Genomic DNA, 12139 nt, shown 5'->3' with positions numbered 1-12139 from the left:
CCCGCCGCTGACGGGAGAAGGGCGGCGAGGGTAGGTAGTACGTTCAGCCCTGGTAGCGGTCGAAACTCGGGTACGGGTCCTGGCCGGGGTAGGGGTTTTGCGATCCCGGGTACTGCGCTTGCTGGTATCCGCCCTGCGGGCCCGGGTACTGGCCCTGGGGGCCGGAGTACTGGGTGTGCGGGCCGGGGAAGGGCGGTTGGGGGACGTGGTAGCCGAAGTCGTCGGCGACCATGGCGGCGAGTTCCAGCAGGGCCGTGCGGGTGGGCTTGCCGACCAGTTCCAGATCGATTTCCGCACCCTCGGCCAGGTGGTCGTCGAACGGGACCACCTGGACCGCGCGGGTGCGGTCGAGGAACAGTTTGCGCAACTGGTCGAGGTCGACCGTGGAGGCGCCGCGACGAGAGGCGTTGACCACCACCACCGTTCGCTCCACCAGCTTGCCGTAGCCGTGGTGCTCGAGCCAGTCGAGCGTGGCCGAGGCGCTGCGGGCGCCGTCGATCGCCGGTGAGGTCACCAGGATCAGGGAACTGGCCAGGTCGAGCACGCCCTTCATGGCCGAGTGCATCAGTCCGGTGCCGCAGTCGGTCAGGATGATGTTGTAGAACTGCTGCAGGATGTTGATCGCGCGCCGGTAGTCGGCCTCGCTGAACGCCTCCGAGACGGCCGGATCCTGTTCGCTGGCAAGCACTTCCAGCCGGCTCGGCGCCTGCGAGGTATGCGCCCGAACATCCGAGTAGCGGCTGATGTGCTGGTCCTCCAGCAGGTTGCGCACCGTGGAGCGGGTCTGCCGCGGCACCCGGTGCGCGAGCGTGCCCAGGTCGGGGTTGGCGTCGATGGCGATCACGCGGTCGCCGCGCGAGGAGGCGAACGTCGAGCCCAGACCGACTGTGGTGGTGGTCTTTCCGACGCCGCCCTTCAGCGACAGGATGGCGATCCGGTAGTCGCCGCGCACCGGCTGGTTCACCCGCTCGACCAGCTCGCGCTGGATTATGTCGGCCGGTGACTCGCCCGGATTGATGGTGCCGCCGGTGACCTTGTGCACGGCCTTGCGCCAGCCGCTGCGCGGCGAGCGGCGGGCCCGCTTGAGCAGGTTCAGCTCGTTCATCGACTGGCCGGGCGGGCCCGGCAGTTGCGGCGGCTGGTGGAAGCCCGTCGGCGGCTGGGACTGCGGCGGCCCGCCCTGCCAGTTGTCGCGGCTGGGCTGCGGCTGCTGATAGGGCTGCGGCGGGGCCGCGGGCTGCGGCGGCAACGGCGGTGGGGCCCAGCTGAACTGCTCCCCCGCCCCGCCCGGCTGTTCCTGGGCCGACGGCGCGGACTGCTCCTCGTCGAAGACCCGGCGGACCATGCCGTCCGCGCCGATCTCCTGCCGCACCTCGCCGTAGGGCGTCTCCTGCCGCATCTCGCCGTAGGAGGCCGGCGCGAACGAGTTCGAGTCGCCGGGCGCGGCCGAGTACTTCTCCGTGGCATCGGCCGGGTATTGCCCTGCGGGCGGCGGGAATCGACCCGAATCCGCGGGCCCACCGGACGGCGGAAGGTACCCGCCCTCCCCGGAGCCGCCGGACGGACCGAACTGGCCCGGATCACCCGGCGGGGCAAACCGGCCCGGCTCGCCCGGCCTCGAAAAGTAGCCCTGCTCAGCGGGATTCCCACCGGAAGGCGGGAAATGCCCCTGTTCACCCGGGCCACCGGGCGGCGGAAAGCCGCCCTGCTCACCGGGCGGCGCGAAATAGCCCGGCCCATCGGGCCCGCCGGGCGGCGGGTAATAGCCCTGCTCGTTCGGACCACCGGGCGGCGGGAAATATCCCTGCTCGTTCGGACCACCAGGCGGCGCGAACTGTCCCTGCTCACCAGGCGGCGGAAAGTAGCTCTGCTCACCAGGCGGCGGGAACTGTCCCTGCTCGCCCGGCGGCGCGAACGGACCACCGTGCTCGGGCGGCGCAAAACCACCGGACGGGAAGCCCTGGCCCGGCGCGAAGGGGCCGCCGTGCTCGGGCGGCGGAAAACCGCCGGGTGGGAAGCCCTGGTTCGGCGGGAACTGACCGCCCGGCGCGAACGACCCCGGCGGCCCGCCGGGCGGCGGCGAGAACGGCCCGAACTGTTCCTGGCCGAACTGCGGTGCGAAAGTGGTCTGCTCGATCGAATCCGGCACCGGCGGGAGGATGCCCGCGGCCTGTTCGGGTTCGTCGGCGGATTCGGGGTCGACGGTCTCCGCATCCGGAGTGGGCACGTCGGCCTCGGCCGATGTCGCGGTGGCCTCATCCGATGTCGCGGTGGCCTCGCCCGATATCGCGGTAGCCTCGCCCGATGTCGCAGTGGCCTCGCCCGATATCGCGGCGTCGTCCGTCTGTTCGTCGTCGTGCGCCGGGTTCGAGTTCGGATCGTCCTTCTCGGCGGCTACGTCCACCCCGGGGTTGTGCAACCAGGGCGGTGAGGTCGAGTTGTCGTCAGGTGTCACGTTTCCCCCATCTGCTCGGGTTTTACGAGCAGAGAGCTCGGCGCTGAATGCACCCCCAAGCTAGCACGCTGGTCGGATGCCCGTGCCGTCGCGGACCAGCCTGTACTCCCGTCAGCGGTAAGTTGTCCACATGTGGAAAACTCCCTGGATTCGGTGTCGCGAGCGGGTGATTCGGCACCGGCGTCCCGGAGGGTTGTGAAACGCCTTGGGCGGCCCGGGAAGTCGGAAGAGACCGGCTCGCGCCGCCCGGCGGACCGCACCGCCCCGACGAATACGGGACGGTGCGGAACGGCTGGGCGACCGCGGTATCGAACGGCTCAGCTGCCCCGGTGCGCCCGGTTGACGGCGGAGACCACCGCGCGCAGCGAGGCGGTGGTGATGGAGGTCGCGATGCCCACCCCCCACGACACCTGGTCGCCGACGGCGCATTCCACGTAGGCGGCGGCCTGCGCGTCGTCACCGGCGGACATGGCGTGCTCGGAGTAGTCCAGCACCCGCACGTCGTATCCGATGGTCGCCAGCGCGTCGACGAACGCCGCGAGCGGTCCGTTGCCCTCGCCGGAGATCTCCTGCTCGGTGCCCTCCACCTTGACCACGGCATCGATGTGGTCGGTACCGCCGTCGGTCTCCGCGGCGGACACCTTCTGCCGCATGCGTTCCAGCGGCAGGATCGGGTTCAGGTACTCCTCGGCGAAGACGTCCCACATCGCCTTGGGCGAGACCTCACCGCCCTCGCCGTCGGTGATCCGCTGGATCGCCTGCGAGAACTCGATCTGCAGCCGGCGCGGCAGGGCCAGGCCGTGGTCGGTCTTCATGATGTAGGCGACGCCGCCCTTGCCGGACTGCGAGTTCACCCGGATCACGGCCTCGTAGGTGCGCCCGACGTCCTTGGGGTCGATGGGCAGGTACGGGACCTCCCAGGTGATGTCCTCGACGTCGCGGCCATCCGAGTCCGCTTGCGCCTTCATCGCGTCCAAGCCCTTGTTGATGGCGTCCTGGTGGCTGCCGGAGAAGGCGGTGTAGACCAGATCGCCGCCGTAGGGGTGCCGCTCGTGCACGGGCAGCTGGTTGCAGTATTCGACGGTGCGGCGGATCTCGTCGATGTCGGAGAAGTCGATCTGCGGATCCACGCCGCGCGAGAACAGGTTCATGCCCAGCGTGACCAGGCATACGTTGCCGGTGCGCTCGCCGTTGCCGAACAGGCAGCCCTCGATGCGGTCCGCACCCGCCATGTAGCCCAGCTCGGCGGCGGCCACGGCGGTGCCGCGATCGTTGTGCGGATGCAGCGACAGCACGATCGAGTCGCGCCGGGCCAGGTTGCGGCTCATCCACTCGATCGAGTCGGCGTAGACGTTCGGGGTCGCCATCTCGACCGTCGCGGGCAGGTTGATGATCATCGGCTTGTCGGGAGTCGGTGCGATGATCGCCGAGACCGCGTCACACACCTCGCGGGCGTACTCCAGCTCGGTGCCGGTGTAGGACTCCGGGCTGTATTCGTAGCGCCAGTTCGTGTCGGGGTAGCGCTGCTCGATCTCCAGGCACAGCGTCGCGGCGTCGGTGGCGATCTTCTTCACCGCGTCACGGTCGGCCCGGAACACGACCCGCCGCTGCAGGATCGAGGTGGAGTTGTAGAAGTGGACGATCACGTTCGGTGCGCCCTGGCAGGCCAGGAAGGTGCGCTCGATCAGCTCCGGGCGGCACTGGGTCAGCACCTGGATGGTGACGTCGTCCGGAACCGCGCCGTCCTCGATGATCTCGCGGACGAAGTCGAAATCGGTCTGGCTGGCGGAGGGGAAACCGACCTCGATCTCCTTGTAGCCCATCCGCACCAGCAGATCGAACATGCGGCGCTTGCGGGCCGGGCTCATCGGGTCGATCAGCGCCTGGTTGCCGTCGCGCAGGTCCACGGCACACCAGGCCGGGGCGCGATCGATGACCTTGTCCGGCCACGTGCGGTCGGGCAGCGTGACGGGCTCGACCTCCTCGGCGAACGGCCGGTACCGGAAGGTCGGCATCGAGGAGTTCTTCTGTTTGTTCCACGCGGGCTGGTCGGCCGGCGCGGGCTTGGACGGCGCGGTGATGGTGCGCGATCCGGATACGAAGGCGTCAGCGGGTGACATGCGATTCTCCGTGAGTGTGGGTTTGGTGTGTCCCAATGTGCTTGGGCCGACCGGCACAGCTGAACCCCGCGACGGGAGCCGGTCCGTGTCAGACCCCGTCGCGGCGGCCGAGAAGGAGTGCCCGCTGCATGATGTCCGCGAGTTTACAGGTGCCCGATCTGCGGGTGAAAGCGCGGCCCGCAAATGTCCGGATTCGTCCTACGTATAGCGTCTGCGGCGTATCCGCTCGTCGGAGCACGGGACCGGAGCGGGGACGTCGATAGGGAACGGTATGACTCTGCTGGACCAGCTGGCCATCTTCGGTGCGGGAATCGCGGCCGGGTGCATCAACACCATCGTCGGGTCCGGCACTCTCATCACCTTCCCGGTCCTGCTGGCCTTGGGCTACCCGCCCGTGACCGCCAACGTCTCGAACACCGTCGGCCTGGTCCCCGGCGGCCTCAGCGGCGTACTCGGCTACCGCCGCGAACTCACCGGCCAGCGGGCCAGGCTGCTCCGCTTGGGCACCGCCTCCCTGATCGGCGGCGCGCTGGGCGCGGTCCTGCTGCTCCGCCTGCCGCCCGAGGCATTCCAGGCGATCGTCCCGGTCCTGATCATCGCCGCCCTGATCCTGGTCGTGGTGCAGCCGCGCCTCTCCCGCTGGGTCCGCGCCCGCCGCGCAGCCGACGACTCGTCGCCCGCACACGGCGGCCCGCTGCTCTGGCTGGCGGTACTGGTCAGCGGCGTCTACGGCGGTTACTTCGGCGCGGCCCAGGGCGTGTTGCTGATCGGCCTGCTGGGCGTGTTCGTGCACGACGAGTTGCAGCGCCTGAACGCCGTGAAAAACTTCCTGGCCCTGCTGGTCAACACGTTGTCGGCGCTGATCTTCGTGTTCGTCGCCGACGTGGCCTGGCAGGTGGTCGCGCTGATCGCGGTGGGCTCGATCATCGGCGGGCAACTGGGCGCGACGGTCGGCCGCCGCATGTCGCCCGCGGTGCTGCGCGGCGTCATCGTCGTGGTCGGCGTCGTCGCCATCGTGCGCCTGCTGACCACGTAGTCTGCCGACACGTAGTATGCCGATCACGTAGTCACAGCACCCCCGAATCCAGGAACGTCCGCAAGCGGGCTCGATACGGCGTGATGTCGATCCGCTGCGCGGCGAGCCACTCGGCCGAGTAGTACTTGTCGATGTAGCGATCGCCCGGATCGCAGAGCAGGCCCACCACGCTGCCCGCCCGCCCGGCCGCCGCCATCTCGGCCATGATGTGGAACGCCGCCCACAGACCGGTACCGGTGGAGGCGCCCGCCTTGCGCCCGATCAGCTCGTCGAGCACCTGGATCGACGCGATGGCCGCGGCGTCGGGGACATGGATCATCCGGTCGATCGCGGTGCCGACGAAGCTGGGCTCCACGCGCTGGCGTCCGATGCCCTCGATGCGCGAACAGATCTCGGTGGTCGCGGCCGGATCGTCGTCGCGCCAGCCGGGGAAGAACGCGGAGTTGTCCGGATCGGCCACGCAGATCCCGGTGGCCCGGCCCGTGTAGCGGATGTAGCGGGCGATGGTCGCCGAGGTGCCGCCGGTGCCCGCGGTCGCCACGATCCAGGCCGGATCGGGGTGCGGTTCCTCGGCGAGCTGATCGAAGATGGACTCGGCGATGTTGTTGTTGCCGCGCCAGTCGGTGGCCCGCTCGGCGAAGGTGAACTGGTCCATGTAGTGGCCGCCGGTCTCGGTCGCCAGCCGCGCGGCGACGTCGTAGACCTCGTTCGCGTCGTTCACGAAATGACATCGGCCACCGTGGAATTCGATCAACCGCACCTTCTCCCGGCTGGTACCGCGCGCCATCACCGCGATGAACGGCACCCCGATCAGCCGGGCGAAGTACGCCTCGGAGACGGCCGTCGAGCCACTGGACGCCTCGATCACCGGCCGGTCGGGCCGGATCCAGCCACTGCACAGCGCGTGCAGGAACAGCGACCGCGCCAGCCGGTGCTTCAGCGATCCGGTCGGATGCGTGGACTCGTCCTTCAGATACAGGTGCACGCCCGGCACCGCCGCCACGGGGACCCGCAGCAGGTGCGTATCCGACGAACGGCGCATATCGGCGCGCACCTTGGCGATCGCCTCGGCCAGCCAGGCCCGGTGGCCCGGGTCGTACCGGTTGACGTCCACCATGTCCGGCGCGGCTCCGGTGGGTCCGGCAGTGGCTGTCATACGCGCTCCTCACGGTTGCGGGCGGATTGCCCCGACACCACCGTTGTACCCGCGCCCCGGACAGCGGCGGACGACACACTGTCCGAGGGTTTCCGGCGAGTGGCCCGCACGTGGTACGACCGTAGGGCGGACGGTCTCTCACACAGGAGGTCTTCATGCACGTACGGGTCTGTATGTCCTGCGACGCCACGCTCGACCACTGTCACGGCACGCTGATCGTGCACACCGACCGGTCGGTGGAGTGCACGGACGCCGACTGCCACGACACCGATCACGCCCGGCACACCTTCATCGTCGACTGTTTCGACGTGGCGGGCGGCTGCGGCTGCGCGGCCCCCGGTTCCGGGCCACGTAGCCTGACCGGGTGAGCTACGACCACGTACTGCTGCCCTCCGGCGTCGCCACCACCCCCGACGAGGTCGACGCCTACCTGACCGCCCAGCGCGGCCTGCCGGAGGACCGGGTGGTGGCCGAGCTGGCAGCCGCGCTGAACGAACGCAACGCCGCACTGCCCGAACCGGACAGCTTCCTCACCGAGGCGCCCGTCGGCGGCGCGGAAACCGGTGCGGCACTGTATGTTTCGAGTCCCTATGACGCGATCGGCCATCTGCGCGGACTGTTGTTCGACCTCGCCACGCCACGGGCGTACGCGGTCTACGATCCTCAGCTCGCCTGGCTGCTCGACCCCGCCGGGCACATCCCGGTCACCGTCACCCACGGCGGCGCGGGCGAATTCCCCTATCTCACCGAGCCGCTCATACACCAGTGGATCCCGGAGCTGTCCGACCCCAATCCCTATCTGATCGTCGAGCGCGAACCCCAGGTCTACATCCAGACCTTCCGCGACGGCGACGGCGACTACACCCTCGAATACCGCGACGGCTCACCCGACCGGCACTTCGGCGCCCGGCTCGGCGACGCCCACCGCGTCGCCGACCTGATCTGGGACTGGACCACCGGCGACCGCACCCGGCTGGCGGCGCTGGACTGGGAACCGGTCCGCCTCTGAGCGGCCGCGCTACAGCGCGCGGCGGCCCGACAGCGCCCGGCCCAGCGTCAGCTCGTCGGCGAATTCCAGATCGCCGCCCATCGGCAGGCCCGAAGCCAGCCGGGTGACCGACAGTCCCGGGAAGTCGCGCAGCATACGGACCAGATAGGTGGCCGTCGCCTCGCCCTCGGTGTTCGGGTCTGTCGCGATGATCACCTCGGTGACGTCGACGCCGTCGTCCTGATTTCCGATGCGGCCCAGCAGTTCTCGAATGCGCAGCTGATCCGGGCCGATACCGGACAGCGGGTCCAGTGCGCCGCCGAGCACGTGGTAGCGGCCGCGGAACTCCCGGGTGCGCTCGATGGCCTGCACATCCTTGGGTTCCTCGACCACGCAGATGAGGGTGCGGTCGCGGCGCGGGTCGGCGCAGATGCGGCACAGCTCACCGTCGGACACGGTGCCGCACACCGAACAGAACCGCACCCCGTCGCGCACCTTCTGCAGCGCGGCCTGCAACCGGTCGATCTCCGGCGGCTCGACCGACAGCAGGTGGAACGCGATCCGCTGCGCGCTCTTGGGACCGACGCCGGGCAGCTTGCCCAGCTCGTCGATCAGATCCTGAACCGGACCCTCGTACAACGCGGTGGCCCCGCGCTCAGAACGGCAGGCCGGGCATCGAACCCCCGCCCATGCCGCCGGCCAGCGGGCCCAGCTTCTCCGCGGCCAGCTGCTGGGCGTTGGCGGTCGCGGCGTTGATCGCGCCCACCACCAGGTCCTGCAGGGTCTCGACATCCTCCGGGTCGACGACCTTCGGGTCTATCTGCAGCGTCTGGACCTCGCCGGTCGCCTTCACGGTGACCTTCACCAGCCCGCCGCCGGCTTCGCCCTCGACCACCGACTCCGCGAGTTCGGCCTGGGCGGCCATCACCGCCTGCTGCATCTGTTGTGCCTGCGCAAGCAGGGCCTGCATGTCGACCTGTCCACCGGGCTCCACGGGCTGTCCTCTCTGCGGGAAGTGGTTGCTCCCCAGCGTAGTCACGATTGGGTCTACCCCCCTATCGCCCCGTCGATAGCGAACTAGGATCAGTGGGTGGGGTCAGGTCACATGGAGGCGGTTATGCGGGCAGCCCGTGAACCCATTCGGATATCGCTGCGGCGGGTGCTCGCCCCGGCCTGCCTGGCGGCGCTGCTCGCCGTGGCGCCGGTCGTCGCCGCGCCCGCCGCGCACGCCGACACCGATTACGGCGGCGGCTGCGTGCTGTATCCCGAAAATCCCCAGGCGACCATCGTGGCGCTGCGCGACATCTGCGATCCGCAGCAGCAGGACCAGATCTTCCTGAACGCGCCCCGCGGCACCGTGCCCATCGGCGTGACGAACGGCTGGGTCGCGCGCCCGCCGATCGTGGAGGCGGTAGCGCCGCCGCTGTGGAGCGGCAAGAACTTCTACACCGATCCCGACGGCGGCACCCTGCAGAACCGCATCCTCGGCGGCGGGACCGAGGGCTTCCCCGCCAACGTCTACAGCGCGCCGTCGATCCTCGACGGGCAACCGGTGTGGGCGCTGGACTACGCCCCGTCCATCACCCCGCAGATCTGGGACGAGATCCGCGAGGTCACCCCGGGCGTCTGGTTCGGCTATTCCTGGTGGCGCGGCGCCTTCCAGACGACGCCCCTGCTGACCTTCGTGCTGACCTATTGACTCTCCCCCCGCTGGAGGGTGTTCGCTGGTCGGCATGACAGCGACCGTCCCCATCGGGGAATTCGCCCGGCTGACGTATCTCAGCGTGAAGACGCTGCGGTACTACGACGAGATCGAGCTGCTCGAACCCGCGACGAGAGACCCGGCCTCCGGCTATCGGCGCTACTCGACCGACCAGGTCGCCCAGGCGCACCTCATCCGGCGCCTGCGTGATCTGAACATGCCGCTGCCCGACATCCGCACAGTGCTGGCCGCGCCCGACCGGTCCGCGCGCGATGCCGCCCTGCGAGCCCATCTGGAACGCATGGAGGCCGAACTGGCGCGCACCCGGGACGTGGTGGCCTCGCTGCGGGCCCTGTTGTCGCCGCGCGCGCCGATCGCGGTCGAATACCGCTGCGTCCCAGCATTTCCCGCCCTGACCTTCGCGAATTCCGTTGCACAAGAAGGTATCTCGCAATGGTGCGACACCGCCTTCGGCAGGCTCTACGAGACGCTGGCCACCGCGGGCGTGGCACCGGCCGGCCCCGCGGGGGCCACCTACTCCACCGACTTCTTCGAGAACGAGGTGGGCGAGGTGGTCGCGTTCGTGCCGATCGCGCCCGCCGATCGCGACCGGCTCGCCACAGCCGACGGCACCGCGGTGCTCGAGCTGCCCGCCCGGCGTTTCGCCATCGCCGTGCACACCGGACCGTTCACCGATTTCGACCGCACCTACGGCGCCCTGGGCAGCCATGTCGCCGAACACGACACCGCACTCGCCGAACCGGTCCGGGAGCTGTACCTCCTCGGGCCGGGCGATGTCGCGGATCCTTCCGATTTCCGCACCGAGGTCTGCTGGCCGGTCGGCCGGCCGTAAAGAAAGGAATACCCATGCCACCCAGGCTCGCCAATATCGCCGTCGACTGCGCGGACGCCGCCGCGCTGGCGCGTTTCTACGCCGAATTGCTGGAGCAGCCCGTCGATCCGGAGGCGAATCAGAACTTCGCGACGGTCGGCCGCGACACCATGTCGCCGACTTTGATGTTCCTGCGCGTGCCGGACAAGAATCCGGGCAAGAACGTCGTCCACCTCGACCTGGTCGCGACCGATCGCCGCGACCAGATCGAGCGGGCGATCACGCTGGGCGCCAAGCACATCGCCGATTACGACGAGTACGGGATCAGCTGGTCCACCCTCGCCGATCCCGAGGGCAACCTGTTCGACATCGCCGAAGGCTGAGCCGATCCGGTCCGCGCCGATCCGGTCCGCGCGCGACCGGAAAACCTCAGGACAGTTCGCCCTTCAGGTTCTCCAGCACCTCGGCCTGAATCTTCTTCAGGCCCAGGGGCGCGAAGATGCCCTCGAAGAAGCCGGGCACGCCACCGGCGCCCTTCCAGCTGGTCCGGACGGTGACCAGGGAGCCGGCGCCGGACGGCGTCACCGTCCAGGTCGTCACCAGCGTCGAATTCGAATCCCGTTCGGTCACGATCGAATCCGAGACCGACACCACCGCGTGCACATTGCGCGACCGCTTCTCGGTGGCCTGCAGCGTCCATTCCGCGACGGTGCCGGCGCCCTTGCCGCCCTCGAGTACCTTGTAATCCCGATAGTGCGACGAGAGGATGCGGGGGCGCACCGTTTCGTAGTCCGAGATCGCCTCGAGCGCGCGCTGCGAATCTGCCGGAACGACGATCGAACTGGAGGCGCTGACCTGTCCCACTGTGAACTCCTTGTTTGAGTCGGCGATGTGCACGTTGCCTGCCGCCGGGCTATGCTACGCCGCGACTCAGGGGAGCCGGGTCGTCATCGTAACGGGAATCACCTAGGGGGGTTCGTGTCGAATACCGTGCTGCGCGCACGCCGGATCAAGGACGTCGTCACCTATGTGCTCGGCATCGTATTCGGCATCGGCCTGCTGATCGGCGGCGTCGTGACCCTGAACGGCGACGGCACGGTGGACTGCGGCGGCCACGAGATGAAGGCGGGTGACACCTGCACGACGACGAGTCGGCACGGCAGTTCGACGACCCGCACCATCGACGAGCAGAACAGCAGGAACAAGCGCATCGGCTGGACCCTGATCGTCGTCGGCCCGCTGCTGAGCGCGGGTTGTGTGTGGCTGCTGCGCGGCGAACTACGCAAGCCGACCGGTCCGACCGCCGCTGCGGGCTCGCCTCCCCCACCGAACAATTCGCCCTATCCGATGGCGCAACCGCCCGGCGTCGCGGGCGTCCAGGCGTCGCCGGACGGGTTCGCGCCGGGCCAGAACATATCGGCGGGCCACGCGAATTCCGCCGCGGCACCGCACACCCCGGTATATCCCCAGGCAGCGCCCGGTGGCCACGCGCCGCAGCAGCAAGGCGCACCGGTCCCCGGCTACCCGCCGCAGCCCGGCGCGCCGGGACCCGGGTATGCCCCACCCCGGCCAGGCACGTCCGGACCGGAATATGCGCCACCGCAGCCCGGCATGCCCGGTCCCGGATCGCCCTCGCCGGGCTATCGGCCGCAGCCGTATCCGGGACAACCGCCTCACGATTACGGGCCGCCGCCGGGCTACCCGCACTCGGGACCGCCGAACGGGTACCCCCACCACTGAGCGCGTCCGCCGCCCGGGAGCCGACGAGCGATTCCGCACCGCGCACCCGACGAAGACCTCAGCACACTCCATCTCAGCACACTCCATTAGACAGGCTAATCACCGCCTCG

13 protein-coding genes are annotated in these 12139 nt (G+C 69.5%); 7 read left to right on the top strand and 6 right to left on the bottom strand.

Annotated features, from left to right (window positions below; genetic code table 11):
• Positions 1-43: 43 nt before the first annotated feature.
• Complete coding sequence (locus NWFMUON74_RS36685) at positions 44-2455, bottom strand: MinD/ParA family ATP-binding protein (protein ID WP_232110785.1); 2412 nt, start codon at positions 2453-2455, stop codon at positions 44-46.
• A gap of 317 nt (positions 2456-2772) precedes the next feature.
• On the bottom strand, positions 2773-4575 hold the full coding sequence (leuA, locus tag NWFMUON74_RS01440) for a 2-isopropylmalate synthase (RefSeq protein ID WP_187686222.1): 1803 nt from the start codon (positions 4573-4575) through the stop codon (positions 2773-2775).
• A gap of 271 nt (positions 4576-4846) precedes the next feature.
• On the opposite strand from leuA, the gene NWFMUON74_RS01435 reads away from it, so the two are divergent.
• Entirely contained in the window at positions 4847-5611 is a 765-nt protein-coding gene (locus tag NWFMUON74_RS01435) for a sulfite exporter TauE/SafE family protein (RefSeq protein ID WP_187686221.1), read from the top strand.
• Positions 5612-5642: 31 nt separating this feature from the next.
• Here the strand turns inward: NWFMUON74_RS01435 and NWFMUON74_RS01430 are convergent, their stop codons facing one another.
• Positions 5643-6728 (bottom strand): PLP-dependent cysteine synthase family protein, encoded by a 1086-nt coding sequence (locus NWFMUON74_RS01430; protein ID WP_232111086.1) that lies wholly within the window; start codon positions 6726-6728, stop codon positions 5643-5645.
• A gap of 194 nt (positions 6729-6922) precedes the next feature.
• On the opposite strand from NWFMUON74_RS01430, the gene NWFMUON74_RS01425 reads away from it, so the two are divergent.
• Together NWFMUON74_RS01425 and NWFMUON74_RS01420 are read left to right on the top strand one after the other, a co-directional pair.
• On the top strand, positions 6923-7135 hold the full coding sequence (locus tag NWFMUON74_RS01425) for a hypothetical protein (RefSeq protein WP_187686219.1): 213 nt from the start codon (positions 6923-6925) through the stop codon (positions 7133-7135).
• Positions 7132-7776, top strand: coding sequence for a hypothetical protein (locus NWFMUON74_RS01420; protein WP_187686218.1), 645 nt, complete (start codon positions 7132-7134; stop codon positions 7774-7776). Before NWFMUON74_RS01425 ends, NWFMUON74_RS01420 begins: the two co-directional genes overlap by 4 nt.
• A 9-nt stretch (positions 7777-7785) precedes the next feature.
• On the opposite strand, the gene recR is transcribed toward NWFMUON74_RS01420, so the two are convergent.
• Both recR and NWFMUON74_RS01410 read right to left on the bottom strand, forming a co-directional pair.
• Positions 7786-8394 carry a recombination mediator RecR gene (gene recR / locus NWFMUON74_RS01415; protein WP_187686217.1) on the bottom strand — a complete coding sequence of 203 codons (609 nt, stop codon included), beginning with the start codon at positions 8392-8394 and terminating at the stop codon, positions 7786-7788.
• 16 nt (positions 8395-8410) lie between these two features.
• The gene (locus NWFMUON74_RS01410; RefSeq protein WP_187686216.1) at positions 8411-8749 is read right to left on the bottom strand and encodes a YbaB/EbfC family nucleoid-associated protein; all 339 of its coding nucleotides are present in this window, start codon (positions 8747-8749) and stop codon (positions 8411-8413) included.
• Positions 8750-8872: 123 nt separating this feature from the next.
• Here NWFMUON74_RS01410 and NWFMUON74_RS01405 point away from each other — a divergent pair, with 123 nt between their 5' ends.
• From NWFMUON74_RS01405 to NWFMUON74_RS01395, 3 genes are read left to right on the top strand one after another with little or no spacing between them, the layout of a single operon-like run.
• Positions 8873-9454, top strand: a complete 582-nt coding sequence (locus NWFMUON74_RS01405; protein ID WP_187686215.1) for a hypothetical protein — start codon at positions 8873-8875, stop codon at positions 9452-9454.
• 34 nt (positions 9455-9488) lie between these two features.
• On the top strand, positions 9489-10310 hold the full coding sequence (locus tag NWFMUON74_RS01400) for a MerR family transcriptional regulator (RefSeq protein ID WP_187686214.1): 822 nt from the start codon (positions 9489-9491) through the stop codon (positions 10308-10310).
• A 14-nt stretch (positions 10311-10324) separates the two neighbouring features.
• The gene (locus NWFMUON74_RS01395) at positions 10325-10672 is read left to right on the top strand and encodes a VOC family protein (protein ID WP_187686213.1); all 348 of its coding nucleotides are present in this window, start codon (positions 10325-10327) and stop codon (positions 10670-10672) included.
• 46 nt (positions 10673-10718) lie between these two features.
• On the opposite strand, the gene NWFMUON74_RS01390 is transcribed toward NWFMUON74_RS01395, so the two are convergent.
• The gene (locus NWFMUON74_RS01390; RefSeq protein WP_187686212.1) at positions 10719-11153 is read right to left on the bottom strand and encodes an SRPBCC family protein; all 435 of its coding nucleotides are present in this window, start codon (positions 11151-11153) and stop codon (positions 10719-10721) included.
• Positions 11154-11267: 114 nt separating this feature from the next.
• Here NWFMUON74_RS01390 and NWFMUON74_RS01385 point away from each other — a divergent pair, with 114 nt between their 5' ends.
• Positions 11268-12029: a hypothetical protein gene (locus tag NWFMUON74_RS01385; protein WP_187686211.1), complete on the top strand. Its 762-nt coding sequence runs from the start codon at positions 11268-11270 to the stop codon at positions 12027-12029.
• Positions 12030-12139: the final 110 nt, after the last annotated feature.

The organism is Nocardia wallacei (assembly GCF_014466955.1).
GTDB lineage: Bacteria > Actinomycetota > Actinomycetes > Mycobacteriales > Mycobacteriaceae > Nocardia > Nocardia wallacei.
This window is presented reverse-complemented; position numbering and strand designations above follow the sequence as displayed.